The organism is Idiomarina abyssalis (genome assembly GCF_019797805.1).
Taxonomy (GTDB): domain Bacteria; phylum Pseudomonadota; class Gammaproteobacteria; order Enterobacterales; family Alteromonadaceae; genus Idiomarina; species Idiomarina abyssalis.
In genome coordinates, this window is the sequence record NZ_CP081832.1 from 1,808,735 (window position 1) to 1,835,163 (window position 26,429).

The following is a 26,429-nucleotide window of genomic DNA, read 5'->3' on the forward strand; positions in this document are numbered from 1 at the left end:
ACCTCTTTGTATGATTCAAAAGTCTGCCCCGAACTTTACCCTGACGGGCGGGCTATTACAAGCTCAGAAAGACGCTGCGGGCAATGACTTACCCGCAGCAGAAGGTGCAAAATTAAGCGTTTAGCATTAATTTATTAAGGCGGGTGACAAAAGAGGCAGGGTCTTTCAGATTACCCCGTTCTGCCAAAGTAGCCTGGTCCAATAATACCTCGGCCCACTCTTTAAATGTGTCCTCGTCCTTAGTCAGCATCCGTTCTACCAGTGGATGCTCAGGGTTCACTTCAAAGATATACTTAGTTTCAGGAACCGCCTGTCCAGCAGCTTCCATCAACTTGGCCATCTGCGTGCTCATATCATTGTCATCCGTAATGATACAAGCTGGCGAGTCGGTTAACCGGTGAGTTACGCGAACCTTCTTCACTTTATCGCCTAATGCTTTTTCAAAACGCTCAAGGTTCGCTTTGAAGGCCTCTTCGGCTTTTTCCTGTTCAACCTTATCTTCCTCGTCGTCCAGTTCACCTAAGTCCAGATCACCACGAGTAACCGACTGCAATTGCTTCTCTTTAAACTCTGTCAGGTGGCTCATTAACCACTCATCGATACGCTCAGAAAGCAGTAAAACTTCAATGCCTTTCTTATTGAAGATTTCCAGCGCGGGGTTGTTTCTGGCGGCTTCGTAGCTGTCGGCCACAATGTAGAAAATCTTATCCTGACCTTCTTTCATACGCTCAATGTAGTCATCCAGGCTGACTGACTGAACCGCGCCTTCATTGTGGGTCGAAGCAAAACGCAGGAGTTCAGCGATACGTTCACGGTTGGTATGATCTTCTGCCGGACCTTCTTTCAGAACGTTACCGAAAGTATCCCAGAACTGTTGATACTGTTCTTTATCGTCTTTTGCCAGCTTTTTCAGCATCTGCAGCACTTTTTTGGTACTGCCGTTCCGCATAGCACGGGTAATTTTATTGTCCTGCAGAATTTCACGTGAAACGTTCAGTGGTAAGTCGTTTGAATCGACCAGGCCACGCACAAAACGCAGATAAGTGGGCATTAACTGCTCAGCGTCATCCATAATGAATACGCGCTTCACATAAAGCTTAACACCGTGCTGCTGCTCACGGTTCCACAAGTCCCACGGAGCGCGTTTAGGAATATACAGTAAATTAGTATACTCGGTCGTGCCTTCGACTTTGTTGTGGCTCCATAAAAGTGGCTCATCAAAGTCATGTGCGACAGTCTTGTAAAACTCTTTGTATTCTTCGTCAGTAATTTCTGACTTCTCACGAGTCCAGAGTGCCTGACCTGAGTTTACAGTTTCCCATTCGCCGGGTTGCCCTTCTACTTTGTTGCCTTCGTCGTCTTCTGACTCAGGTACGGGTTCTTTCCACATTTGAACCGGGATACTCAAGTGTTCTGAATATTTATTGATAATGCCACGCAGACGGTTTTCATCTAAGAATTCATCGGCATCGTCTTTCAGGTGCAGAATAATGTCAGTGCCGCGACGAGCTTTATCAATGTCAGCAATTTCGAAATCACCCTCACCTTGCGAGCGCCATTCAACTCCGCGAGCGTCTTTATCTAATGCTGAACGAGTTCTTACGGTAACTTCATCAGCAACGATAAAGGCTGAATAGAAGCCAACACCAAACTGACCAATAAGCTTGCTGTCTTTTGCTTCGTCGCCGGACAGTTGACCAAAGAATTCAGCGGTACCTGACTTGGCAATGGTTCCCAGGTTGTTCATGACATCGTCACGAGTCATGCCAACGCCATTGTCACTGATAGTGATAGTGCGGCTGTCTTTATCAACAGAAACCCGAACGTGCAGGTCGCTGTCGTCGCCATACAGGGAGTTGTCGCTTAAGGCTTTAAAACGCAATTTATCCGCTGCGTCGGACGCATTTGAGACCAGTTCGCGTAAGAAAATTTCTTTATTGGAATACAGAGAATGGATCATCAGGTGAAGCAGTTGTTTTACTTCTGTCTGAAATCCATGTTTTTCCATTTGACCGGCTTCCGCCATAGTATATTTCTCCTGCTGTTATTACCTATGCCAATAACAATGGGGGCGCAGGAGATATTTTCAAGTCATCGGGAAAATTGTTTTCGACCGCTGAAAGCGTGACCTAAAGTCGTTTGGTCGACATAGCCCAACTCACCACCAACCGGCACGCCATGAGCTATTCGAGTAGTATTGATATTCTGTTGGGCGGCAATATCGGCAATATAATGGGCGGTGGCATCACCTTCTACCGTCGGATTCGTTGCCAGAACAATCTCTTCAACGGGTTCATTCTGCAACTGTCGCTCAAGCTCATCCAGACCAATGTCTGACGGCCCAATACCGTCCAGCGGCGACAAATGCCCCATTAACACAAAATAGCGGCCCTGGAACTGCGAAGTTTGTTCAATCGCAAGCACGTCGGCGGGTGTTTCAACCACACAGAGCACACCGTTCTCACGCCGCATCGGATTGCTGCAAATTCGACACAGCGGCTCTTCAGTTAAGGTCCGGCAACACTCGCAGTGCCCCACTTTTTCAACAGCGGACTGCAAAGATTCGGCAAGCCTTGAGGCTCCGCCGCGATCGCGCTCAAGCAAATGAAATGCCATACGCTGTGCTGATTTCTGACCAACACCTGGCAGACGTTTTAAATTATCAACAAGCTGATCAATTGCCGGACTAATACTCATGAACTGACCTTACGACTTAGAACGGCATTTTAAAGCCAGGAGGTAAGCCCATGCCGCCTGTAATTTCGGACATACGCTCTTTGCTGGTCTCTTCAACACGACGCACGGCATCGTTAGTTGCCGCTGCAATCAAATCTTCCAACATTTCCTGGTCGTCTTCCATTAGGCTTGGGTCAATACTCACACGTTTAACATTGTGGTTGCCAAGCATCGTCACTTTTACTAACCCGGCGCCGGCTTCACCAGTGACTTCCATGTTAGCCACTTCTTCCTGGGCTTTTTGCATGCGCTCCTGCATTTGTTGCGCCTGCTTCATCATGTTACCCATTCCACCTTTAAACATAATTATTTCCTCGTTTAAGCTTTATAAAATTAACGCGCTTGAATTGATGATTCATCAACCTGCGCTTGAAACCTTTGCTGTAATTCCTGTACACCGGTGTCGGCCTGCAATATTTCGCAAGCACGCCGATGCCGGTACTGATCAATATGCTGCTGCACCATAAGAGGCGTCGGCTGACTCGGAACGCCAATATCAAACTGCACCCGTGCAGCTGGCCCTAACAATCCGGTTAGTGACTCTCTGACGGCTTCACTGGTTGAATCGTTCAATAAACTCTTCTGCTCTTCTGCAACCAGAATGAGCCAGTCATCGTCCCCAACCTTTTTTAACTCTGAATTAAGTAGTACCTGACGCGCTAAACCTGAAATGTCCATGCCGGCGATCATCGCACTCCATTTATCGATTTCTGCGGCTTCTCGGATATCGTCATTTAACTCGGGAAATTGGTAGTCTCTGACTGGTGTAGCTTCAGCCAGGGGCTCTTGTCGTGTTTCGGGCTCAGGGTCTGGAGCGGTTGGCCTCTCTTCACTAACGACCGGAGTGACTACCGATTCATTACTGTTGTCTGGCTTTTTTTTTTCCGCCAACTGCTCACGAACACGCAATAGATCGGAAACACCGGAGTCTTGTTGCTGTGTTTCCGTTGGTTCCGAATAACTGAAGTCAGGTTCCGGTTGATGCTTGGATTCTGTTTGGTGCTCGGGCTCCGATTGGTACTGGGACTCGAGCTCCGGCGGCATCGGCTCTGCCGGTTCCGGTTCTAACTCTGATTCAGGCACTGACTCAGGCATAGCTTCGACAGCGGGCTCATTCACTTCGCCGCTGGCCAAATTTGAATGAGGAACATCGGTATGCGCGGTGGCACTCAGTTCACTGGTATCGTTATAGCTATCGTTTTCTGCAGGGCGAAAGCAGAGCATTCTCAACAGAGTCATTTCCAGACCGCTGCGCGCGTCAATAGCATAGGCTTGCTCACGACGCCCTTCCAGAACAATACGATAAAATACCTGAATTAACTCGGCCGGCATGCGCCGTAAAAGCGGCTTTAATACATCGCTATTCTCAAAGGCGTTTGCTGCACCTGGCACTTGCTGTACCAACGCCAGTTGATGCAGTAAACTTTGCAGCTCAACCAGCACGGAGCTTAAGTCCGGCACCATAGAAACCATAGCGTCAACACGCTGCATGACACTTTCGGCTTCACCATCAAGAACACAATCCAGTAAGGCCGCAATGTCAGCGACCGGTACATTACCCAGCATGCGTCTGACACTGTCAATACTCACAGCGCCGTTGCCCTGAGCGATTGCTTGATCGGTTAAACTCAAGGCATCACGCATGCTGCCACGAGCAGAACGAGCTAATAATGGTAACGCGTCAGCGTCCGCCTGAACCTGCTCCTGTCCCAGAACGTAATTAAGCTGCTGTGAAATATCGTCGTTCGACAACGCCTTTAAGTTAAATTGCAGACAGCGTGACAAAATGGTCACTGGAAGTTTTTGAGGGTCTGTTGTCGCCAATAAGAACTTTACGTGTTCAGGCGGCTCTTCCAGCGTTTTAAGCAACGCATTAAAACTGTGCCGCGACAACATGTGGACTTCATCAATCAGGTAAACTTTATAGCGTCCGCGGGTCGGACGATATTGAACGTTATCCAGTAACTCCCGGGTATCTTCAACTTTCGTTCTTGACGCGGCGTCTATTTCGAGCAAGTCGACAAAGCGCCCCTGCTCTATCTCAAGACAAGCACTGCATTGCCCGCACGGGGTCGAAGTAATGCCTTGCTCGCAGTTAAGAGCTTTAGCTAATATGCGCGCAATGGTCGTTTTACCGACGCCTCGTGTTCCGGTAAACAAGTAGGCATGGTGCAACCTTTGCTTATCCAGCGCATGTTCAAGCGGTTTCAAAACATGTTGTTGACCAACAACTTCCGCAAACTGGGAAGGTCGCCATTTTCTTGCCAGTACCTGATAGCTCATAGGGGAGATTCTTAACTCTGTCTCGTTAAAACTGACATAAGGTATAGCACGCAACGCCTGCCTGCTGCAATTTATCTTCACCACCTAACTCAGGTAATGAGACCACAAAAGCGGCTTCCTCTACTTCGGCGCCGGTTGCTTTAATCAGCTTGTGAGCCGCAACTACGGTCCCGCCAGTGGCCAGCAAGTCGTCAACAATTAAGACCCTGTCGTTTGCGGTCAATGCGTTCTCGTGCATTTGCAGTTCATCAGAACCATACTCTAAATCGTAACTCTGGCTTACTACCTTGCCGGGCAACTTTCCGGGCTTACGCAAGAGAGTGACACCACAGCCCATTGCATAAGCTAACGCTGAGCCAAATATGAAACCTCGTGCTTCAATTGCCGCTATTTGAGTTATTCCACTCTGCTCATACCTTTGCTTTAACGTGTTAATTGACAGTTCAAAAGCCGCAGGGTTTTGCAACAATGGAGTGATATCACGAAAGACAATACCCGGCTTAGGGTAATCAGGAATAGCACCTATTGAGTCCCGAATACCTTCTACAGTTAATTCCATGTTCTTGCTCTCTTTACTAAGCAACAAAACGCACCGCCCAGGTTTTCAAAGTATCGAGCAGGAAGTCCTCATGCAAAGGCTTCGCAAGGCATTGAGTTGCACCAGCTTTTAACGCTTTAGGTTCTATTTCCACCATGTCCTGAGTTGACATAAATAATAAGGGACTGTGCTGATAAGCCTCTAATTCACGTAAGTTTTTCAGTAATGACAAACCATCCATCACCGGCATTTTATGATCCAGCAAAATAACATCAAAATACTGCTGTTTCGCCTTACTTAAACCGTCCAGACCGTCGCGGGCTGTCGTTACTTCAAAGCCTAGCGGTTCTATCATCTTACAAATGGATTGAAGGGTTTTGTCTTTATCCTCGACAACGAGCAAAGAGACTGACATAAATGTCGTTTACCTGATAGTTAGTGAGGAGCTGATTAAGCGGAAATAACCTGTGCTAAACGTAAAATTAATGGCAAGCAGCCAGCAATTAGAAATAAAACCACAGCTATAAGCAAAAAGCCTTTGCCTGCCGGTTCTTTAAATGTTTCTGATGACATAACTTTTACCTCTCGATGAAATCGGTGCTGATCATACTCGATCCTCAGCAACGATAAAAGTTGAATTCAGCTCTTTACTCTCAATAACAATTGCTGCGAAGCGAACTGTTGCAACGTCTGCTCAGCCCCCTCCTGAATTTGTTCAGCCGGCCATTGAGGAAGCAGCTCCGGCAACAAATCAAAGAAATCTTGCAGCCGAATATAATTGCGGCTTTGTAACTCTGTTAAAAGCAGGTAAGTCATTGCATTTATACGAACAAAACGAACCTTTCCTTCCGCGTCGCGAAACACAACTAAAAAACGCGGTTGTGAGAGCGGTCTCTCCGGTTTAAATTCAATGCCGATTTCGTCAACCGGATACTGATATGCAGAAATAACCGCCGTTGGGTTTAGGCCTATGATTTGCTCTTCATGAAGCTCATCTGTCACACAAATATGGCTTTCCGGCCACGGCTTTTGCTCCACTTCGAGTTCAAGCCATTCGTAATGCGCGAGTTCCGGAGCAAAGACAAAAAGTGCATTATCAGACTGCAAATACTCAACAAAGCTTTTAGCAATACCAGTAAAGTATGGAGAGTTTGACGAAAAAGAGCGAAAGAACTGCTCTTTAGTTGCTTGCCATTGTTCTTCATCGCATAGCTTTTTGAGGACCGGAAAAGCGCTGTCTACAAAGCGAAAAATATTATTACGGAGTAACCGCTGATAAATTGCCAGCCGCCGCTCTTCAATATCAGCTAACCACGGTTCTTCTACGGACTTTTGTGGATCTTTCAGTTGCTGAACAAAGCGATCCTGAATTTGTTTGAATGTGTCATTACTCATGGCGCTTTTGTATCACTCTTATTTGGTTCAACTCGCCATTTAACTCAGACAAAGCCGGGAAGTTAAAGTCCCTTTCCAAAAGAGTCGGATAAACGCCATGGCACTTATAGGCGTAATCCAACAACTCATACACTTCATCTTTTACTTTAGCACCATGCGTATCAACATAAAGATCGTCGAACTCCTCATGATGCCCCGCTATATGCCCGTAGGCGATTTTTTCTGAAGGTAAGCCAGCTATAAAATCGCGAGGGTTATAATGGTGATTCACGCTGTTTACAAAGACATTATTCACATCAAGTAGCAGCTTACAATTGCTTCGCTTCAACACCTGACAGATAAAGTCTAACTCACTTAACTCAGGTGCCGGACTCGCGTAATAAGATACATTTTCCAATATTAGAGATCTTTCTAAATAGTGCTGAACATCTTTAATTCTGTCTATAACATGAGAAACCGCATCGGCCGTGAAAGGTATAGGCAATAGGTCGTATAGCTGCCCTTTATGTGAGCAGTAACTTAAATGCTCACTGTAGATTTCAACATTAAATTGCGACACGAACTGTTTAACGTCTTTCAGAAAAGTATAATCCAGAGGGTCCTGGCTACCAATAGACAATGACAACCCGTGGCTGGTTAAGCGATAATTCTCGGCAACTTTCGCCAGAGTTTCTAAACGACGCCCTTTAAAAGGGAGCCAATTTTCCGGCGCGAGCTCCAGGAAGTCGGCATCAATATCACCTGCTAAAGCAGCATCCAGTAACTCATTTCTTAAGCCGAGACCTATTGAATTCGGTTTCATATTACCCTCTGAAAAACAAAAACCCGACACAGTGGCCGGGTTTTACAGTGCAGTTCAAACGAAAAGTGATTAATCGAGATCGATACCTTTTCGCTCTGCTGTCGACCTAATGTAGCCTCTCCAGCTGCGAGCACTGCGACGTTGACCGTCAAAGGTTGCCGCTTCATCAACATACCGCATTGCCTGGCGATAGTCACCACCATAGAAATACGCTTCTGCTAATGACATATAGACACGACCTTCGTCTTCACGCTCAAGGTAGTCCAGGGCTCTCTTCAAAGGTTCAGTTGCCGCAATATACTGTTCATTCAACAGCATCAAGTTACCTTGCTTACGGTAATATTCACCTTTGTCGCCAGAGTCGTTAGTTGCTTCCGCTGCGCGCTCATACCAGGAAACGGCTTCATCAAGCTCTTTCGCTCTGTGGTAACTGTTTGCAATAGTTGCAAAGTTTCGAGCAGATTCCTCAATATCACCGGCTTCTACATGCTTTTCCATGGTAGTAGCTGCTTTATACGGAATACCCTCATTGTCGTACAACTGAACCAACATTTTAAACTGGCTCTCTGTACTCAGGTATCCGGCTAAATACGCCACTTCCAAAGTTTGAAGAGACTTAGATAAGTTTTCTTCTAACATGTAGAATTGAGCTAACTGTGGCCACCAAGTAGTAACCTCTGGAAGCTTATTCAAACCTTCTTCAAGAACACCAATTGCTTCAGGATACATCTTACGCTCGTAGTAAGAGGCCATCATCAAATTGTAAACGTTCTTTTCTGGCTTATCTGCAGCTTCTAAAGATGCCTCTGCAAACGGAATGACCTTAGCAAAGTTCTTTAACTGATAGTGGGCATTAGCCATATATAAGAAAACTTGAGAGTCACGTTTACCTGTAAATTGAATCCAATTTTTAAGGTATTCAAGACTCTGCTCGTACTTTTCTTCCTGAAGACTAATCTGCCCTACCAGTTTCATCGCTGCTGCCTGGTCGTTCCAACCAAGCACGTCTTGATCAACAGCGTCTTTCAAAACTTCTAAAGCGTCGGCCATGCGCTCATCAGCTGCATAAAGATTCCCAAGAAAGCGAGCCAGGTAAGCAGAGTCGTAACCTGGGTCAGGATCCTGCTCTTCAAGAACAGCTATTGCTTCCTTAATTTTCTCTTCTTCATACAGCTCAAAGGCGTCCATGATAGCTCGTCCAATACTCTGCGACGCAGCTTTATTGTCGCGAGCTTTTTTCTGCGCCTCAACGGTCTCTTGATCCGGTATGCTGAAGCCAAAATCCTGAGCCGAAGCCTGAACCGTTGTCATCGACATAACCGAAGCAAAAGCCAGGACACTAACAAATGTTTTTAATATATATTTCATTTCTTAGTTCCCATCCATTGTGAAGTCGAGCTGAACGGTCATGCCTTCCTGACGGACAGGCTTACCATCAACAACCTTCGGCTTATACTTCCAGCGCAACAAAGCGCGGCGCGCCTCTCGGTCAAACACTCGACGAGGTTCAGAATCGATGACTTCAACGTCAGTTACACCACCTTGTTGATCGATAGTGAAGCGCAATTGAACCCAACCTTCGGTGCCATTTCGAGCAGCTGATGGCGGGTAACGCGGTTCAATTCGAACAATTGGTGTTGCGTCACCGTCAGAACTTAAACCTCCGCCTGGACCAGAAAGTCCTGTATCAGCTCCACCAACATCAACATCAAAACCCATGTTCATGTTCATTCCACTGTCTGTTGTATCTGGCTCAGACTGTGGTGTTTCTGGTGGTTGCTCCGGCGGCGGCGGTGGCGGCGGCGGAGTACGCCGACGCTCCTGAACGTCAGACTCAGGTGGCGACGTTACGATGTCAATAACCGGGGTTGGAGGCGGCGCTTCGTTGCGCTGCGCTCCTCCGCCGATTAAGTAAGCCATGAAAGCAAACAGAGCAAACGTAACGGCGGCACCTAGTAGTAAAGATACTAAAAAGCGCACCATATTAGTTATTCTCCGCAGCTATGGATATCTTATCGATACCCGCTTCCTTAACCTGGTCCATGACTTCTACAACGACACCATGCTCAGCTTTCTTATCGGCCTGGATTACAACAACGTCAGTCGGCTGTTCAGCCAGCATACGTTCAATGTTAGCGCCTACACGCTCTACATCTACTTGACGCTTGTCCATCCAGACTTCACCGGTTTCGCGAATTGCGATAAAGATGTTAGCTGAAGGCTCCTTGGTCGTGTTACTGGCTTCAGGTTTGTTAACCTGAATACCTGCTTCTTTGACGAATGAGGTCGTTACGATAAAGAAGATCAACATAATGAAGACGATGTCGAGCATCGGCGTCATGTCGATCGACGCATCTTCCTCTTCTCGATTACGATTACGTGCCATAGTTTTACTCTCTTAGTGATGTGGCAAACTGTCAACAAGGCCTTCTTTCGCTCTACGCACTTTACTCTCAAGACGTGTCGCGAAAAACATACCGGATAACGCTGCAACCATTCCCGCCATTGTCGGGATAGTCGCCATCGAAATACCCGATGCCATCAGACGAGGGTTACCCGTCCCTTGTACTGCCATGATTTCAAACACCGTAATCATACCTGTCACGGTACCCAACAGTCCGACCAGCGGACATAAGGCAACACAAGTTTTAATCAACAGAATACGTGCATTCAGTTTATTGTTCGCTTCGGAAATCCATGCTTCACGGATTCTATGGGCGTACCATGAGGTGGTGTCCTTACGGGCATCCCATTTCGCAATAATTTCTTTGCGAAGTTTAGGGAAAGCACCTGTAAGGTACCAATAACGCTCAATCATCAGTACCCACATTAGAAAGAGCACCCCCATGACGATGTACAAGACATCGCCACCGGTAGCCAGAAAATCCCTGATAGATTCCCAAAGTTCCATCAGGTAAAGCATGGGTTACTCCTTCTCCGAGTGCGAAGCTACGATACCCGCAGCTTGCTCGTCCAATATATGGACAATAGACTTGCCGCGAGAAGCCACAATACTGTGAGCCAAAATCAATGGAATAGCAGCGATCAGACCCATAGCGGTTGTTACCAACGCCATAGAGATGTCACCTGCCATGATCTTCGGATCACCGGTACCAAACAGTGTAATCGACTGGAAAGTACCAATCATACCAACAACTGTACCTAACAGACCAAGCAACGGTGCGATAGCCGCAAGAATCTTGATGACATTAATGCCACTTTCAACTCTCGGTGTTTCACGCAGAATAGCTTCGTCTAATTTCAGTTCCAGGTTTTCTGGGTCAGCGTTTTTATTCTCTTGGTAAACCTTCAAGATACGGCCTAATGCGTTATTGTCTTTAGGCTGTTCAGGGTTTTTCAACTGAGAACGGATTTTTCCGGCTGCTGCTGTCAACGTAACCAACTTGAATACTGAAATTAACAGACCAAGAATTAATACTGCGGTAATCACATAACCAACAGTGTCACCCTGGTGATAACGTTCTTCCCAAGTTGCTTTTTGAGTTAACAAGCCAAGAATCTGACCTTTTGACGGATCAAGGAAAACACCTTCATAACCGCCTTCGGTGTTATAGAACTCTTCTGCTTGCGCAGTAGCGCCACCTTCTGGCTGACGACCTAATGGTTGAACCTGCTCAGTCGTGTCGTTATAAACTAAGTAGTCGTCTCCGGCGATTAAGTTAAATACACCAACACGAAGCACTTCACGGTTTTCAGTACCACCATCAAGTAACGTCACGTCAGTATTAAATTTAACCACTTTGCCTGACTCAATCATTTCCGTCAGAAGTGCTTTCCAAAGCTCTTCAAGTTCTTCCAGAGTAGGAAGTTCTTTTGCTTCAGATAAACTTTCCAAGACGTCTTCACGGCCCGGGTACTGTGCGCTGACAATTGACGTTGCAACACGACCGATAGTTTCTGTCGCTGCACCACGTACAACACCGAACATTTCACCCAAGGTACCTTTGGCGTTCTCAAGTTCCTGTTCTTTATTAGCCAATTGGACTTCGTTTTCAGAAAACTCTTCCTGTAAACGTTTGCCCCGAGCTTTCTCTTCCTCTAGCTCCTGCTTAGCCTGGTTAAGCAAAGCCTGCTTATCGGCACGGGCAGCTGTAAACTCGCGCTCACGTTCAGCGTTAAGTTCACGAGAAGAAACACGATTTTTCTCAACAAGCTGTAGCAGCTCATCAAGGTTCTTAGCTTCAGTTTCATCCTGAGCCTGTGCAGCGAGAGTCGTACCGGCAGAAAGGGTGACTGCTGCTGCAATCATTAACGATTTAACTAATTTATTCATTCTGCACTCTCCGCTGCGAATACTGGAAGTTTCACCAGATCGTAAGCTGTTTGCTTACGTGACATACGAATCGCTTGGGTCAGAGGACGGATAAACTCGTCTTCCAAAGCAGTCCACTCATCGGTCTCGTTGTTGTAGATCCAAGCATTTTTCAAGTCTAAAGACTGTGCTAAGAATGCAACACGACCCATGTGGAAATAGTCAACAGCCACTTTCTCACCGTCAACTTCCAGGTTGCCCTGGTAAGAAATCAAACCTGAACCGTAGTCCATTTCTGTCTGATAAGCTTCGATGATTTGGCGGAACTGCTCTGATGTAGAAACACTTGAGCTGTCCATGATGTCACGCAGACGCTCAACACGATCCATACGCTTTTCACGGTGAATTGGAATGTCCAATTTCACGAACTGTTCAAGCGAATCAATCATTTCATACATCAAAGGAACAACGCCCTGCTTAGTGCGTTCGATTCCATCAATTTGTTTCTGAAGAGACTCAAGCGTTGCGTTTTGGTCATTGACCAAACGCTGAACGTGATCGTTATAGACTTTCAAGTTCTCGTACTCAGAAACAACTGAGCGATACTCGATAAGAAGATCTTGGCTCTGCTCGAACAAAGAGTTGATTTTCTCTTGCGACTGTTCGTCAGCGTTCAAAATCTTCTTCTCTTCGTTTTGTAGCTTAGCTACATCTACTTGCTGTGCAGCGGCAACGCCGGTGCCAGCAAACGCCATCACACCCATCAGGGTTGCAGCGAGTTTGGTTCTTTTGATTACTTTGGTCATAGTTCCCAACCAATTTGACTTAACTTCCGCTTCAACGCCTAAGGCGCGAAACACCAGTTGTTTGAATGACGAAAAGATCTAGTTCTACACTTTATTTTTATTGCCTAAAATGCAGCAATACCAATGAATACTCCCACGATGACTATACGCTGTCAACCAAGTAAACTGAGTCAACCGCGCTATAGCTGTCGCTATATATCCAGTGTAGAACACGGATCTGGAGTCGCGTAATTTCCAGATTTTTTCTCGGACAACATCCTGTCGTCAACTCTTTTCATACCCTGAATTTAGGTGCTTATCTACCTAACTCTGGATATTACTCCTTCTAGAATAGTATCACTTTTTGATCGGCGAACAACACTCACTTTTGAATTTCAACGTTTTTTAAACAACTAATTCGTCGACCTATATTCAATGACAGACCCAATTTAGTGACCTAAGTTCCAAATTCCTTTAAGATAAAGGCATGAGAGAGATATTAAATGCAACGTCAATACAACATATTGAACAGCTGCTCACTAATTTAAGTGAGCGTGCTGAGCAGATCGATGCAAAAAATCGACAAAAGCAGAACGAACTGAGCGAAAAATGGTTCAGTCCATCACTTTTCAGCAGACGCTCTAACCTGGCAATTGATTACGTAACCGAAACTCAGGACACCTTTGCTCAGCTTCAAAGAACTGAAGGTCAACAAGCTCAGTATTATCTTGCGGAGCGTCTGAGCCTGCAATTGGAAGCTTTAACCACGGCATTGCGTATTAATAAGCTTCCTAAGCAAGAACAAGACAGCCGCATTACGGCACAAAATAAGATTCAGCAATTGCATCAACAGCTTGTTACTTACAGAGACTATGAAAGACGGTTGACCGAAAACCTGGATAACGCCGTTTCTCAAAACAATCCGGTGTTAATACAACGAGCCCAACAACGACTTAACCGATGCCAAATGGCTATTGATACTCTGGAGAAAAAGATCAGTCGTTATGAAGAAGGTTGACGTCCCTTTTATTTATTCACCTATATATAGTGAATTAAACTTACCTCCCCGGCATCGGTACCCAATAGAGAAATACCGTTTATTAAAAAATTGGGCAATTAAGCACGGGGCCAAAGAACACCAATGGCATAGACCAAGCGCTCTTAATTGGCAGCAAGTCGCCCGTACGCATTGTTCAGGTTACATTGAGCAGCTTCGCCAAAACAGCATGGAAAAGACACTCTGGCGCCGCATTGGCTTCCCCTGGTCGAAAAGCTTATTGCAGCGCACATTAACCTCAGCCGGAGGAACTCTGTTAACCACTGAGTTGGCATTAACTCGTGGTATCGCCATTCACTTCTCCGGAGGTTACCATCATGCTCATAAAGACTGGGGAAGTGGTTTTTGCTTAATCAATGATTTGGCAATTGCCTGTAATGAACTGTTGCTTAAGTACCCAAGCTTAAAAATCGCGGTATTGGATACCGATGTTCACCAGGGAGACGGAACGGCTACTCTATTTGCTAATGACGACAGAGTTTTTACTTGCTCACTCCATGGCGAGCGCAACTTTCCGTTCTCTAAAGTTGAGTCTGACTTAGACAAACCCTTAGCCAAACATACGTCCGACGAGCAATACCTGGATACTTTGCAGGAGACCCTGCAGTTTATTAAGCGGGACGTTAAACCCGACCTTATTTTATACGACGCCGGTGTTGATATTTATCAACGTGATGAGCTCGGCCACCTGAATATTAGCCTTGCCGGAATTTTTCAACGTGACCTTTCTGTACTAGGCTTTGCAAAGCGTGAAGATATTCCCCTGGCTGCCGTTATCGGAGGCGGTTATCAACGTAACTTAGATCGTTTAGTCCGCGCTCATGCTCAACTACTAAGAGCCAGCTATCATGTTTATACTGAGAGTCAGCTACTAACAGAAGGAAAGACGTATGAAGTTTGACGATGACATCCACAATTACTATGAACGCTTAGTTTCCGACCGAATAGAAGAGTTGGAATTAGAAAAACAATACAGTCAGGAGTTTCTTTCTGACCTGTGTTGTCTGGTACTTAATCAGTTACCGCCCCGCTACATTCGACACGAGGTGGATATGGCATTCTTCCTGCCACCTTCAAAGCGACTGGATATGGAGATGCAAGTACATAAAGCAATAACGGAAGCATTGGAATTTCTTAAAGGAAGGAAACGCCCCGACGGCGATTAATAAAAATTGGGTGGCGACTCTACCAGCCACACCTCGGCACACACATCCCTGACTACGGCTGCTCCCTTCCGGGCCTGACCGGGTTCGCCAGTTAGCGTTGCGAGGGGACCCGCAGAGTCACCATAAACGCTCTATTCAAAGCGGGCTGCATTATGAACCAGTTATTCGACCGAAACAACCCGCAGCTAACCTTTTGCTTACTTTTTCTGCAGCTTTTCCGCAATAGCCTGACGAGCTTCATCTGAACTTAATGCTTTAGCAAAAAACGTCGCTTCCCGACTGATGCGATCAGCGACAGATTCCGCCGGCTGCTTAAGTAACCGCTTAGAAATTCGTAGCGACTTACTGGATTGTTTACGCAGCTTATCGAGCGTTTCATCAACCACAACGGGCAGACGTTCAAGCGAAACAATATGGTTAACAAAGCCCGCTTGCTGTGCCGCCTGTGCATCGAAGCTTTCACCAAGTAGCAACAACTCCGCCGCTTTTTGATAACCACAAATTTGCGGTAGTAAGAGACTAGAGGCGGCCTCAGGTAACAGTCCCAGCTGTACAAAAGGCAAGGCAAATACGGCTTCATCGCTACTGTAAACAATATCGCAATGCAACAGTAAAGTAGTCCCAATACCTATCGCTAACCCGTTAACAGCCGCAACAACAGGAACCTCGACACGCGCCAGCGTATGCAAGAATTTAAATGGTGGCGCCGACTCGTCTAAGTTCTCAATCGCTAAGAAGTCATTTAAATCGTTCCCCGCAGAAAAGCTGTCACCACTGGATTCAAAAAGTACCGCATGAATTGAGTTGTCAGCGTCCGCAGCTTTCAATGCTTCGTTACACGCTGTGTACATATCCTGGGTAAAAGCATTTTTCTTTTCAGGTCGATTTAGCCGTATACGAACAACGCCGTTATCTTGTGAAACCTGTACAAGCTCTTCAGTACTCAAAATCCGTCTCCTGTCACCGTCTACTGACCGCGGTTTTTCCACGCTTTTTTTGTCGCTTCATGCATTGGGACAATAAGTTCCAGCGCGGTTTTATCGCCGGCTGGTAACTCCATCTGGTTAGGTCGTTTCGGCGTGACTCTCTGCCCCCACTTAATTAAACCGGCCCCGCAAGTGAGTCCACCACCAAATACCGCCGACATAATACTATCACCCGGCTTAATAATGCCGTTATCAGCTGCCTCAGCAAAGGCAATAGGTAGGGTTGCTGAAGAAGTATTTCCGTACTTCTGAATATTAATAACCGTTTTTTCACTCGGTACTTTGCACATTTTACCGAGAAAATCGATGAGTCGCTTGTTCGCCTGATGCGGGATAAGCGCGTCGATATCGTCGGTTGTCATTCCTGTTTGCTGGAAGACATTCTCTACTGCAGCACTCATACCTTTTACGGCACGTTTAAAGATTTCCTGGCCAACAAAATCAAACTGCATAATTCCGTCAAAACCGAAACGGTCAAAGCTTAAGCCAAAATCAAGGCTGAGGACATCACGGGCATCCGCATCACAGCTAATATGACTGGCCAGTAAGCCGACTTCTTCGTCTGATGCTTCAAGCACCATAGCTCCGGCCCCGTCACCAAATAGCACGGCACTTTCGCGTTTAGTCCAGTCAAGAATCCGGGTAAGACGCTCAGCTCCAATGAGCAAAACCTTTTTATGAGCACCAGTCTTTATCGACTGAGTCGCCACATGCATAGCGTATAAAAAGCTGCTGCAAGCAGCATTTAAGTCAAACGCCGCAGCGTCTTTAGCACCAATGTTCCGCTGTACAGCCGAGGCAACGTTTGGGATGATTTCGTCCGCAGTGCAAGTACCGACAATAATGAGGTCAAGTTCGCTGGGGTCTAAGTCAGCTGCTGCCAGCGCGTTTCGCGCCGCTACAGTTGCCAACTCAGATGTCCCGACATGGCTCACTCTACGTTCAGAAATTCCTGTTCGTGAAACAATCCATTCATCAGATGTTTCAAGAAAGGTCGCAAGGTCATCATTGGTCATTACAGCCGGTGGCAGACATTTTCCCCAACCGGTAATTTCAGCAAATTTAGTCACGGCAAAACCTTTTACTTCTGTCGGCTAGTATCCTCATAATGATAGAGTGTTTTATGACGATACCGTTTCATCGTATCATAGCACGAATCGACGTCAGGTGAATGACCGCCAGGAAAAAGGATAAATCATATGTTTCGAATAATACTTGCAGCTACTTTTGCGCTTTTTATTAGTGCCTGTCAAAGCCAGCCTGATCCATTAATCATCAGTGCTGATGCTGTTACGAATAGCCTTAATACTAAAGTAAACCAGTTGAAGGTTGAGGATAAACGCTCCTACTCCTACCTGTATCGTCATAAGAAAGAAGAAGACAAAGCAGAGTTCGCGCCCGCTCAAAGACCTTTAACAGCTATCGTTGAAGAAGCACTGCAGCCGGTAACAGGCTCGAGCAGCAACAACGGCTTAACCTGGTATGTCACTATTGAAAAAGCGCTGGTTGACGCCACCCTGCACACGATTAAATACGAGCTTGAGCACAGTGTGACCATACGAGTCGAAGCAATGCGCGCTAATCGCAGATACAGTAACTTTTACTCCGGAACCTACAGCTCAACAGGCGGTCTGAAACCTGCTCAGGCCACAATTGAACGACAATTTAAACAACTGTTGAACTCTGTACTGTCTGACATTGCCAATGATCCTAAACTGCGTCTGCCAGAACAAGAGGACTTTTAATCATGAAGTGGTCGAAGTATTTACTGGGCGTTGCCGCTACCTTCTTTCTCAGTTTCAGTCACGCTGAAATTCAGCCAGATAATCCTTTTCCACGAGTAAAGATGGTGACCTCTATGGGTGATATTGTGGTTGAGTTAAACCGAGACGCTGCTCCCTTAACGGTTAAAAACTTTTTCCGTTACGTTAAAAAAGCACAATATAACGGCACCATATTCCACCGCTTAGTACCCGGCTTTGTCATTCAGGGCGGTGGTTATGACAAAAACTTTCAGGACAAACCCTCTTACGAGAAAATCGTCAATGAGTCAGGTAATGGCTTGAAAAATGAATACGGGACTATTGCTATGGCGCGGGAACGAGAGCCTCACAGCGGCACCCGTCAGTTTTTCTTTAATTTAAACGACAACACCTCTCTCAATCCTGATGATGGTGACTGGGGATACGCTGTCTTTGGCCGCATTGTTGAGGGAGTTGAAGTGCTGGAGGCCATGGCTGAGCTAGAGTCACAGGCTTACAGTGATGACATAGGCTGGGCCGACGTACCGGTTGACCCGCCGACTCTGAAACGCATTGAGGTTGTACCGCAAAACTGATGGCAGTCACTAAACCGACGTTCTGGCAGGATCTACAAGTTTATCGTCAATCGCGTGTATGGGTAATATTCGTGCTGGGTATTGCCAGCGGATTTCCATGGGTAATGATTGGCTCGGCTTTATCTGCCTGGTTACAGGAAGTAGGACTCACGCGCTCGGTCATCGGCTATTTTGGAGCGGTTTTTGGTGCCTATTCCATTAACTTCTTGTGGTCACCTCTTATTGATAACCTCAAGCTTCCCCTCCTGACTCGTTGGTTAGGACAAAGACGGAGCTGGATATTTCTGTGTCAGGCACTCATTGCAGCAGGATGCTTTGCGCTGGCGAGCCTGGATATTACAAGCAATTTGCACTTAGCCGGCTTTATTGCTCTGGGCATAGCGGTTAGTTCCGCGACTCAGGATATAGCCATTGATGCCTATAGGATTGAGTCTTTTGCTGAAACCGAGGGACGTCTACAAAATGCCGGGGCTGCAATGACGACAGCTGGCTGGTGGACAGGTTACAGCGGCTTAGGTGCTTTACCCTTTTTCATTGTCGATGGCGTTGACTGGCAATGGCAGCATGCTTATTTCGGTCTGGGCTGCGTTATGCTTGCTCTGGCCGTTGTTGTACTCTTTGTGCGTCGTACGACTTATCATAGCGATCCCACGATAAAAACAAAGCTGACTAACTTTTGGCCAGCAATGAAAGAACGCATTTCTATTACTGTTGTTCAGCCAATAGCCGAATTCTTTTCCCGAAACGGGGTAAAGCTGGCCTTATCCATTCTTGCTTTTATCTTTTTGTTTAAAATTGGTGAAGCCTTTCTTGGTCGTATGTCGATCGTCTTTTATAAAGAGATTGGGTTCACAAACGCAGAAATTGGTACCTACTCCAAACTCGTTACCTGGTGGGTGACTATTGTATTTGCGTTACTTGGCAGTGCGGTCAACCTGCGTCTGGGCATTGTTAAAGGCTTAATGATTGGCGGTATTGCTATGGCGTCGTCTAACCTGATGTTTTCCTGGATAGCGTTAGTCGGCCCCGATACTAACCTCTTTTTAAGCGCAGTGTTGATTGATGGCTTTACCAGCGCCTGGTCTACCGTTGCCTTTGTTGCTTTTATCAGTCTGCTCTGTAACCGAACTTTCACCGCAACCCAATATGCATTGATGGCCTCACTGGGAACCTTGGGTAAAACCATGCTAGCGTCCTACAGCGGTGTTATTGTCGACTCTATGCAGGGTAACTGGGCACTGTTTTTTGTCCTAACCGCGGTTATGGTCATACCCAGTCTGGCTTTCCTTTGGCTTATTCGCAAGCCGCTAACGGCATTGGAGAAACAGCGTGATGCCAATTAAATACCACTGGATTACGCTAGGCCCCGGAGCCGTAAGTGGGCTTACTGTCAGCGGGTTATGCGATAACGGCGAATCGGTTTCTGTGTTATCACGCCATGACCGGGCGGCAACTATTGAATGGCAACTTGTTCGCGCACATGAGAAAAGAAACTATAAAGTTCCTGCAACTCAATTACCAATACCGAAAAATAGTGTCTTCATTGTTGCCGTTAAAGCTTTTGATGTTATTAGTGCCTTGCTGCACATAACAGCGCTTGAAGGTTTTGATAAAAGTATGCCTATTGTTTTGAGTCATAACGGCATGGTTGAGCTACCTAAGACATTAAGGCAGCTTAATCTGCATCCTATGGTGACGACTCATGGAGCAGTTAAGAGCAAAAACGAAAACGGTATTATTCGTATTGAGCACAGAGGCACGGGTCGCAGTTGGCTCGAAGTCAGGCAAGAAGAGTCAGAGCCCTGGTCAACCCTTCAGCAAGCATTCCCGCCACTTGTACTTGAGCAGAATATTAGCCAGCGACGCTGGTTAAAGTTAATAATTAACTGTGTAATAAATCCACTAACAGCCATTTATAAGTGCGAAAACGGAAAGTTACTTGAGGATAAGTGGCAATCGCAAATCGTAAGCTTGGTTAACGAAGCCGTTGCTGTGGCTGAAACTCAGAACGTAGTCTTAGACGCTAAGATGTGCCACCGGGAAGTATTGAGAGTTGCACAAGAGACTGCGCTAAATAGCTCATCGATGTTGCAGGATATCAAGCAGCAAAGGCGCACTGAAATAGAGCAATTAACCGGTTACTTGATTAAAACAGGTGAGTCGGCAGGCGTTGCCACGCCAACTCACCAACAGCTGCTGAATGAATTTCAAAAGCGTTACGGTTAATTAGTCTTTATCTTCAATAAAGTCGACCACTTCAAGCCCAAAACCCGATAAAGCCGAATAACGTTTTGGTGAACTCATTAAATGCATCTTATGAATATCAAGGTCAGCCAAAATCTGTGAACCTAAACCGACATTACGAGAAGCATTTGAAGCTGACGCAGTAGGTTTGTGCTCACCTTTGTCCTGTGCCTCAAACTCCTGAACCTGTGCAATGATATTATCCGGTGTTTGTTGACGACCAATAATAACCAGTACACCGTCATGTTCAGCAATATAAGACATCGCCTTTTGAATTGGCCAGCTGCGCTTGGCAGCTCGCTCGGTTAAAAAGGTGTCATGGAAAGTGTCCTGTAAGTGAACACGCACATTCGTTACCTTATCCTGCGATAAATCGCCATGAACCAGTGCATAATGCACCTGCTTGTCTATCGTGTCCTGATAAGTCACCAAATGAAACTTACCAAAGGCTGTAGGCAGGCTGCATTCTGCGACACGTTCAATGGTTTTTTCCTGGATTGAGCGATACTCAATAAGGTCAGCAATGGTGCCTACTTTAATGTCATGCGCTTTAGCAAAAGCTTCAAGGTCAGGGCGACGCGCCATGGTACCGTCTTCGTTTAACACTTCGACAATAACCGAGGCGGGCTCAAAACCAGCTAAACGCGCTAAGTCGCAACCGGCTTCGGTATGCCCGGCGCGGTTAAGCACCCCACCCGATTTAGCTTTTAACGGAAAAATATGACCCGGCATAACTAAATCTTCGGGCTTCGCATCTTTTTTAACGGCGTCCAGCACTGTTTTCGCTCTGTCGGCAGCAGAGATCCCCGTTGTTACTCCCTCTGCGGCTTCAATGGAAACCGTAAAGTTTGTTGCATAAGGCGCGTTGTTTTTATCGACCATTAACGGAAGATTAAGTTGTTTACAGCGTTCCTCGGTTAGCGTCAAGCAGATAAGTCCACGACCATAACGCGCCATAAAGTTAATGGATTCAGGCGTTACGCACTCAGCGGCAATAATAATGTCGCCTTCGTTTTCGCGATCTTCATCATCCATCAGGATAACCATTTTTCCCTGACGAATGTCTTCAATAATCTCTTCTGTGCTATGCAGTGACATAACGCTTTACCCTTAATCTTGTGTTTGAGGTACTGCTACCAAGCGTTGATCCGGGCCAACCTGCCGGCGATCAATAACTTTAAATCTTGGCGCTGAAGCTAATTCTAATGGTTCACTCATGTCGATAACCGAACGACCATGGTGACCCAGTATTTGACCAGAGCTGTATATCATCATTCGGTCACAGAGTTGCTGTTCAATAATCGCACCTGCCAGACTAGCGCCGCACTCTGTCCACACCTGATTGATTTCACGTTTAGCTAATTCAATCATCAGTGCTTTTAAACACACTTTGCCGTCTCTGTCCGCTTCAATAATAAGCTCATGGCAATGTGGGTGCCGAGTTTCCTTGCCCGGCGTTGTGCGTACCAGCCAAACAGGCGCCGGTGACTCAAACACCCGGGCATCATCATTCACCCGATGTTGGCTGTCGATAATAATACGTACTGGCTGTTTTAATGGTTCAGGCAGTGGTCGTGATGCCGGCCATTGATTAACTCGTACGGTAAGCTTCGGGTTATCAGCTAAGACCGTTGTTGCGCCGGTCAAAATAGCATCTGCCTGAGCGCGATAAGTCTGCACGTCACTGCGAGATTCCGCAGAGGTAATCCACTGGCTGCGACCGTCCGCCAAAGCGGTTTTCCCATCGAGTGAAGTCGCCATTTTTAAGGTGAGCCACGGGCGTTGTCGTGTCATGCGGGAAATAAACCCGGGGTTCAAACTCTCGGCTACGGACTGCAACGTACCAACGTCAACACGTATGCCTGCCTCTTCTAAACGCTTAATCCCGTTACCACTGACGCGGGGATTAGGATCCCGCATAGCCACAACAACGCGGGCAATGCCAGCTTCAATCAGAGCGTCGGCACAAGGCGGAGTTCGTCCAATATGGCTGCAGGGTTCAAGAGTGACATAAGCGGTTGCCCCTTTTGCCTTTGTACCTGCAAGCCGCAAAGCATGAGCTTCGGCATGAGCTTCACCGGCCTGATGATGCCAACCTTCTGCGATAACTTCTTCGCCGACAGTAATGACACAGCCCACAGCCGGGTTAGGCCGGGTTGTCATTAACCCACGCCGCGCGAGTTTTAACGCGCGGTGCATCATTATATGGTCAAACTGTTGTTCTAATAAATTAGTCATTCAGGCGTGCGATTTCTTCACCAAACTCACGGATATCCTCGAAAGAACGGTACACCGACGCAAAACGAACATAAGCAACTTTATCAATCTGTTTCAGGTTTTCCATAACCAAACTACCGATAAAGTTGCTGCTAATTTCGCGCTCACCGGTGGCGCGTATGCTCGACTTTATTTTGTTGATTGCCTGCTCCATCAGCTCAAGACTCACAGGACGCTTTTCCAACGCTCTTAATAAACCGTTGCGCAGCTTATCTTCGTTAAATGGTTCACGCGAACCATCGGTTTTGATGACTCGCGGCATAATCAGCTCTGCCGTTTCAAAGGTCGTAAAGCGCTCTTTGCAATGGTTGCATTCACGCCTGCGACGAACCGAGGCCCCATCCGCAACAAGTCGCGAATCGATAACCTTAGTATCTTGTGTGCCGCAAAATGGACAATGCATTGCCTGACTCCTTTAAGTGCGCTTTACAACTGCTATTCATTAACCGTAAACAGGAAACCTGGCGCATAACGCTTTTACTTGCTCGCGAACTTCGCTGATTTTGCTTTCATCAGAAATATCATCCAGAACATCGCAAATCCAGTTCGCAACCTGCTCGGCTTCGGCTTCTTGAAAACCACGACGGGTAATAGCCGGTGTGCCTAAACGCAAACCTGAAGTGACAAACGGTGAGCGCGGATCATTAGGCACGGCATTTTTGTTCACGGTAATAAAAGCATTACCTAAAGCTGCATCCGCATCTTTACCGGTAATGTCTTTGTCAATTAAGTCAACCAGGAACAAGTGGTTCTGAGTGCCATTGGAGACGATTTTATAGCCGCGCGCCTGCATGGTTTTAACCATAGCGTTGGCGTTCACTAATACCTGCTTTTGATATTCTTTAAATTCCGGCTGCAAGGCTTCCTGGAAAGCAACCGCTTTACCAGCAATAACATGGCAAAGTGGGCCACCCTGGTTACCCGGGAATACCGCGCTGTTTAACTTCTTGTGTAATTTCTCATCGTCACTACCTGAAATGATCAAGCCGCCACGTGGACCCGCAAGAGTTTTGTGTGTGGTCGTCGTAACAACGTGAGCATAAGGTACCGGGTTAGGATATTCACCGGCGGCAATTAAGCCTGCAACATGAGCCATGTCGACCATTAGATAGGCATCGACTTTGTCAGCAATTTCACGGAACTTTTTCCAGTCAACAATACCAGAGTAGGCTGAAAAGCCTGCAACAATCACTTTCGGCTTATGTTCCTGCGCCAGCTTTTCAACTTCGGCGTAATCGATTTCGCCAGTGGACTCATCCAAACCATATGAAACCGCGTTGTAGAGTTTGCCTGAAAAATTAACCCCGGAGCCGTGAGTTAAGTGACCACCGTGAGCAAGACTCATACCAAGGAAAGTATCACCGGCTTCCATAAGAGCCATGAAAGCAGCGGTATTTGCCTGAGAACCTGAGTGCGGCTGAACGTTTGCGTACTTAGCACCAAACAGTTGCTTTGCGCGCTCAATAGCTAAGTCTTCGACTTTATCGACAAACTCGCAGCCGCCGTAATAGCGCTTATGCGGATAGCCTTCGGCGTATTTATTGGTTAGCTGCGAGCCCTGAGCCTGCATAACCCGCGGACTGGTATAGTTTTCTGATGCAATCAGTTCAATGTGTTGTTCCTGACGTTCAACTTCACCTTGCATCGCCTGCCATAAGTCCGCATCAAAGTCGGCAATGTTCATCTCAGATTTCAGCATTACAGCTCTCCAAATCATTAAATGGTCTTAATTTGTCCGGTATTTTACCTTAAAACACAAATGAGTGCCTAGTTCAGCGCAACAAAGTTTGGGGATGTTCGTAAATAACAGTAAACTATGCAGTAACTTTTTTGTTGATAGGAAGGATTTTACGTCGCTATGGCGCAATATATCTATTCAATGTCTCAGGTGAGCAAAGTTGTTCCACCTAAGAAAACCATCTTAAAAGATATTTCTCTGTCGTTTTTTCCGGGGGCCAAAATTGGTGTTCTGGGTGTCAACGGTGCCGGTAAGTCAACCTTACTACGCATTATGGCGGGTGTTGATAAAGAGTACGAAGGTGAAGCCCGTGCTTTATCGGGAACTCAAATTGGTTATCTGCCTCAGGAACCACAGCTGGACGAAAATAAAACGGTGAAAGAAACCGTTGAAGAAGCGGTGGCGGATGTTAAAGAAGCCTTCGCTAAGCTCGATGAAATTTACGCGGCTTACGCCGACGAAAATGCGGACTTCGATGCCCTATCAAAAGAGCAAGGCGAATTAGAAGCTTTGTTGCAGGCTAAAGACGGTCATAACATCGACAACATTCTCGAGCGTGCAGCCGATGCACTGCGCTTACCTGAGTGGGATGCCAAAATAGGCAACTTGTCGGGTGGTGAAAGACGCCGTGTCGCGATTTGCCGCTTACTGTTATCTAAGCCCGATATGCTGCTGTTAGACGAGCCTACCAACCACCTGGATGCGGAATCTGTGGCCTGGCTTGAACGCTTCCTGCACGATTACACAGGTACCGTCGTTGCCATTACCCACGACCGTTACTTCCTTGATAACGTTGCTGGTTGGATCCTTGAACTTGACCGTGGCTATGGTATTCCATGGGAAGGTAACTACTCTTCCTGGCTGGAACAGAAAGAGAAACGCCTGGAGCAGGAAGAGCGTTCAGAAAAAGCACGCCAACGCACGATTAAACAAGAGCTGGAGTGGGTACGTACTAACCCCAAAGGCCGTCAGGCGAAAAGCAAAGCGCGTCTTAATCGCTTTGAAGAGCTGCAAAGTGGCGACTATCAGAAACGTAACGAGACCAACGAGTTGTTTATTCCGCCAGGCCCTCGCCTGGGTGATAAGGTCATTGAAGTTAACGGTATTAGTAAGGCTTACGAGAAGCGCCAACTTATCGACAACCTAAGCTTCAGTGTTCCTAAAGGCGCTATTGTCGGTATTATCGGCCCTAACGGCGCGGGTAAATCAACCTTGTTCCGTATGATCAGCGGCGAAGAAAAGCCTGACAGTGGTTCTATCGAATTGGGTGAAACCGTGCAACTGGCCAGTGTTGATCAGTTCCGCGACAACATGGATGACAAGAAAACCGTCTTTGAAGAAATTACTGACGGTAACGACATCCTGAAAATTGGTAACTTTGAAGTTAATGGTCGCGCCTATGTTGGCCGTTTTAACTTCCGCGGTACCGACCAACAAAAACGCATTGGCGAATTGTCTGGTGGTGAACGTAACCGAGTGCATTTGGCTAAGCTATTAAAAGCCGGCGGTAACGTTCTGTTGCTCGATGAGCCAACCAACGACTTGGATGTTGAAACCTTACGGGCACTTGAGGAAGCCATTCTGGAGTTCCCGGGCTCTGTCATGGTTATCTCGCACGACCGTTGGTTCCTTGACCGTATCGCTACCCATATTCTGGATTACCGTGATGAAGGCGAAGTGGTCTTCTACGAAGGTAACTACAGCGACTACGAAGCTTACATGAAAGAAAAATTCGGTGAGCAGGCGATGGAGCCACATCGCATTAAATACAAACCTATTGGTTAATAGACCGGGTATCAAAAGGGAGCATA

The 26,429-nt window shown here is 46.6% G+C and carries 29 protein-coding genes and 1 other RNA gene; 8 read left to right on the forward strand and 22 right to left on the reverse strand.

The window, feature by feature from the left end:
* Positions 1-112: 112 nt before the first annotated feature.
* From htpG to K5X84_RS08770, 15 genes are all read right to left on the reverse strand, one after another.
* The gene (htpG, locus tag K5X84_RS08705; RefSeq protein ID WP_199493849.1) at positions 113-2,026 is read right to left on the reverse strand and encodes a molecular chaperone HtpG; all 1,914 of its coding nucleotides are present in this window, start codon (positions 2,024-2,026) and stop codon (positions 113-115) included.
* 65 nt (positions 2,027-2,091) lie between these two features.
* Positions 2,092-2,697, reverse strand: coding sequence for a recombination mediator RecR (gene recR, locus K5X84_RS08710; protein WP_054491062.1), 606 nt, complete (start codon positions 2,695-2,697; stop codon positions 2,092-2,094).
* 16 nt (positions 2,698-2,713) lie between these two features.
* Positions 2,714-3,040, reverse strand: coding sequence for a YbaB/EbfC family nucleoid-associated protein (locus tag K5X84_RS08715; protein WP_199493850.1), 327 nt, complete (start codon positions 3,038-3,040; stop codon positions 2,714-2,716).
* A gap of 29 nt (positions 3,041-3,069) precedes the next feature.
* A complete protein-coding gene (gene dnaX / locus K5X84_RS08720) occupies positions 3,070-5,019 on the reverse strand; it encodes a DNA polymerase III subunit gamma/tau (RefSeq protein ID WP_222235615.1) in 1,950 nt (649 codons plus the stop codon).
* Positions 5,020-5,044: 25 nt separating this feature from the next.
* Entirely contained in the window at positions 5,045-5,578 is a 534-nt protein-coding gene (locus K5X84_RS08725) for an adenine phosphoribosyltransferase (protein ID WP_222235616.1), read from the reverse strand.
* A gap of 16 nt (positions 5,579-5,594) precedes the next feature.
* Positions 5,595-5,972: a response regulator gene (locus K5X84_RS08730; protein WP_199493853.1), complete on the reverse strand. Its 378-nt coding sequence runs from the start codon at positions 5,970-5,972 to the stop codon at positions 5,595-5,597.
* Positions 5,973-6,007: 35 nt separating this feature from the next.
* The gene (locus K5X84_RS12565) at positions 6,008-6,130 is read right to left on the reverse strand and encodes a hypothetical protein (RefSeq protein ID WP_263621018.1); all 123 of its coding nucleotides are present in this window, start codon (positions 6,128-6,130) and stop codon (positions 6,008-6,010) included.
* 66 nt (positions 6,131-6,196) lie between these two features.
* Positions 6,197-6,952 carry an HvfC family RiPP maturation protein gene (locus K5X84_RS08735; protein WP_222235617.1) on the reverse strand — a complete coding sequence of 252 codons (756 nt, stop codon included), beginning with the start codon at positions 6,950-6,952 and terminating at the stop codon, positions 6,197-6,199.
* Positions 6,945-7,754 (reverse strand): HvfB family MNIO-type RiPP peptide maturase, encoded by an 810-nt coding sequence (locus tag K5X84_RS08740; protein WP_222235618.1) that lies wholly within the window; start codon positions 7,752-7,754, stop codon positions 6,945-6,947. The genes K5X84_RS08735 and K5X84_RS08740 overlap by 8 nt, the downstream gene beginning before the upstream one ends.
* A gap of 69 nt (positions 7,755-7,823) precedes the next feature.
* Positions 7,824-9,122: a tetratricopeptide repeat protein gene (locus K5X84_RS08745; RefSeq protein WP_222235619.1), complete on the reverse strand. Its 1,299-nt coding sequence runs from the start codon at positions 9,120-9,122 to the stop codon at positions 7,824-7,826.
* A gap of 3 nt (positions 9,123-9,125) precedes the next feature.
* On the reverse strand, positions 9,126-9,737 hold the full coding sequence (locus tag K5X84_RS08750) for an energy transducer TonB (protein ID WP_054491078.1): 612 nt from the start codon (positions 9,735-9,737) through the stop codon (positions 9,126-9,128).
* 1 nt (position 9,738) lies between these two features.
* Entirely contained in the window at positions 9,739-10,140 is a 402-nt protein-coding gene (locus K5X84_RS08755; protein ID WP_199493857.1) for an ExbD/TolR family protein, read from the reverse strand.
* Between the two features lie 12 nt (positions 10,141-10,152).
* Entirely contained in the window at positions 10,153-10,677 is a 525-nt protein-coding gene (locus tag K5X84_RS08760; RefSeq protein WP_222235620.1) for a MotA/TolQ/ExbB proton channel family protein, read from the reverse strand.
* Between the two features lie 3 nt (positions 10,678-10,680).
* Positions 10,681-12,048 (reverse strand): MotA/TolQ/ExbB proton channel family protein, encoded by a 1,368-nt coding sequence (locus tag K5X84_RS08765; RefSeq protein WP_222235621.1) that lies wholly within the window; start codon positions 12,046-12,048, stop codon positions 10,681-10,683.
* On the reverse strand, positions 12,045-12,833 hold the full coding sequence (locus K5X84_RS08770) for a DUF3450 domain-containing protein (RefSeq protein ID WP_222235622.1): 789 nt from the start codon (positions 12,831-12,833) through the stop codon (positions 12,045-12,047). Before K5X84_RS08770 ends, K5X84_RS08765 begins: the two co-directional genes overlap by 4 nt.
* Positions 12,834-13,299: 466 nt before the next feature.
* Here K5X84_RS08770 and K5X84_RS08775 point away from each other — a divergent pair, with 466 nt between their 5' ends.
* From K5X84_RS08775 to K5X84_RS08785, 3 genes are read left to right on the forward strand one after another with little or no spacing between them, the layout of a single operon-like run.
* Positions 13,300-13,830, forward strand: a complete 531-nt coding sequence (locus K5X84_RS08775) for a primosomal replication protein (protein ID WP_222235623.1) — start codon at positions 13,300-13,302, stop codon at positions 13,828-13,830.
* Positions 13,817-14,770: a histone deacetylase family protein gene (locus K5X84_RS08780; protein WP_222235624.1), complete on the forward strand. Its 954-nt coding sequence runs from the start codon at positions 13,817-13,819 to the stop codon at positions 14,768-14,770. Before K5X84_RS08775 ends, K5X84_RS08780 begins: the two co-directional genes overlap by 14 nt.
* On the forward strand, positions 14,760-15,035 hold the full coding sequence (locus tag K5X84_RS08785; protein WP_222235625.1) for a late competence development ComFB family protein: 276 nt from the start codon (positions 14,760-14,762) through the stop codon (positions 15,033-15,035). The genes K5X84_RS08780 and K5X84_RS08785 overlap by 11 nt, the downstream gene beginning before the upstream one ends.
* Positions 15,036-15,052: 17 nt before the next feature.
* Here the strand turns inward: K5X84_RS08785 and ffs are convergent.
* The 3 genes from ffs to K5X84_RS08800 form a co-directional block, all read right to left on the reverse strand.
* Positions 15,053-15,149: signal recognition particle sRNA small type (ffs, locus tag K5X84_RS08790), an RNA gene on the reverse strand.
* An 83-nt stretch (positions 15,150-15,232) separates the two neighbouring features.
* Positions 15,233-15,982, reverse strand: coding sequence for an enoyl-CoA hydratase-related protein (locus K5X84_RS08795; RefSeq protein WP_222235626.1), 750 nt, complete (start codon positions 15,980-15,982; stop codon positions 15,233-15,235).
* A gap of 20 nt (positions 15,983-16,002) precedes the next feature.
* On the reverse strand, positions 16,003-17,091 hold the full coding sequence (locus tag K5X84_RS08800) for a ketoacyl-ACP synthase III (protein ID WP_054491088.1): 1,089 nt from the start codon (positions 17,089-17,091) through the stop codon (positions 16,003-16,005).
* Positions 17,092-17,220: 129 nt separating this feature from the next.
* On the opposite strand from K5X84_RS08800, the gene K5X84_RS08805 reads away from it, so the two are divergent.
* From K5X84_RS08805 to K5X84_RS08820, 4 genes are read left to right on the forward strand one after another with little or no spacing between them, the layout of a single operon-like run.
* Positions 17,221-17,766, forward strand: a complete 546-nt coding sequence (locus tag K5X84_RS08805) for a YajG family lipoprotein (RefSeq protein WP_222235627.1) — start codon at positions 17,221-17,223, stop codon at positions 17,764-17,766.
* A 2-nt stretch (positions 17,767-17,768) separates the two neighbouring features.
* Complete coding sequence (locus tag K5X84_RS08810) at positions 17,769-18,359, forward strand: peptidylprolyl isomerase (RefSeq protein ID WP_222235628.1); 591 nt, start codon at positions 17,769-17,771, stop codon at positions 18,357-18,359.
* Complete coding sequence (locus tag K5X84_RS08815) at positions 18,359-19,702, forward strand: AmpG family muropeptide MFS transporter (protein ID WP_199493866.1); 1,344 nt, start codon at positions 18,359-18,361, stop codon at positions 19,700-19,702. Before K5X84_RS08810 ends, K5X84_RS08815 begins: the two co-directional genes overlap by 1 nt.
* Positions 19,692-20,585 carry a ketopantoate reductase family protein gene (locus tag K5X84_RS08820; RefSeq protein ID WP_222237014.1) on the forward strand — a complete coding sequence of 298 codons (894 nt, stop codon included), beginning with the start codon at positions 19,692-19,694 and terminating at the stop codon, positions 20,583-20,585. Before K5X84_RS08815 ends, K5X84_RS08820 begins: the two co-directional genes overlap by 11 nt.
* Here the strand turns inward: K5X84_RS08820 and ribBA are convergent, their stop codons facing one another.
* The 4 genes from ribBA to glyA are packed head-to-tail and all read right to left on the reverse strand — an operon-like array spanning position 20,586 to position 24,579.
* The gene (gene ribBA, locus K5X84_RS08825) at positions 20,586-21,701 is read right to left on the reverse strand and encodes a bifunctional 3,4-dihydroxy-2-butanone-4-phosphate synthase/GTP cyclohydrolase II (RefSeq protein ID WP_222235629.1); all 1,116 of its coding nucleotides are present in this window, start codon (positions 21,699-21,701) and stop codon (positions 20,586-20,588) included.
* A 12-nt stretch (positions 21,702-21,713) separates the two neighbouring features.
* Entirely contained in the window at positions 21,714-22,841 is a 1,128-nt protein-coding gene (gene ribD / locus K5X84_RS08830; protein ID WP_222235630.1) for a bifunctional diaminohydroxyphosphoribosylaminopyrimidine deaminase/5-amino-6-(5-phosphoribosylamino)uracil reductase RibD, read from the reverse strand.
* Positions 22,834-23,283, reverse strand: a complete 450-nt coding sequence (nrdR, locus tag K5X84_RS08835; protein ID WP_054491095.1) for a transcriptional regulator NrdR — start codon at positions 23,281-23,283, stop codon at positions 22,834-22,836. The genes ribD and nrdR overlap by 8 nt, the downstream gene beginning before the upstream one ends.
* A gap of 39 nt (positions 23,284-23,322) precedes the next feature.
* Entirely contained in the window at positions 23,323-24,579 is a 1,257-nt protein-coding gene (gene glyA, locus K5X84_RS08840) for a serine hydroxymethyltransferase (RefSeq protein ID WP_222235631.1), read from the reverse strand.
* Positions 24,580-24,738: 159 nt separating this feature from the next.
* On the opposite strand from glyA, the gene ettA reads away from it, so the two are divergent.
* A complete protein-coding gene (gene ettA / locus K5X84_RS08845; protein ID WP_222235632.1) occupies positions 24,739-26,403 on the forward strand; it encodes an energy-dependent translational throttle protein EttA in 1,665 nt (554 codons plus the stop codon).
* Positions 26,404-26,429 lie beyond the last annotated feature (26 nt).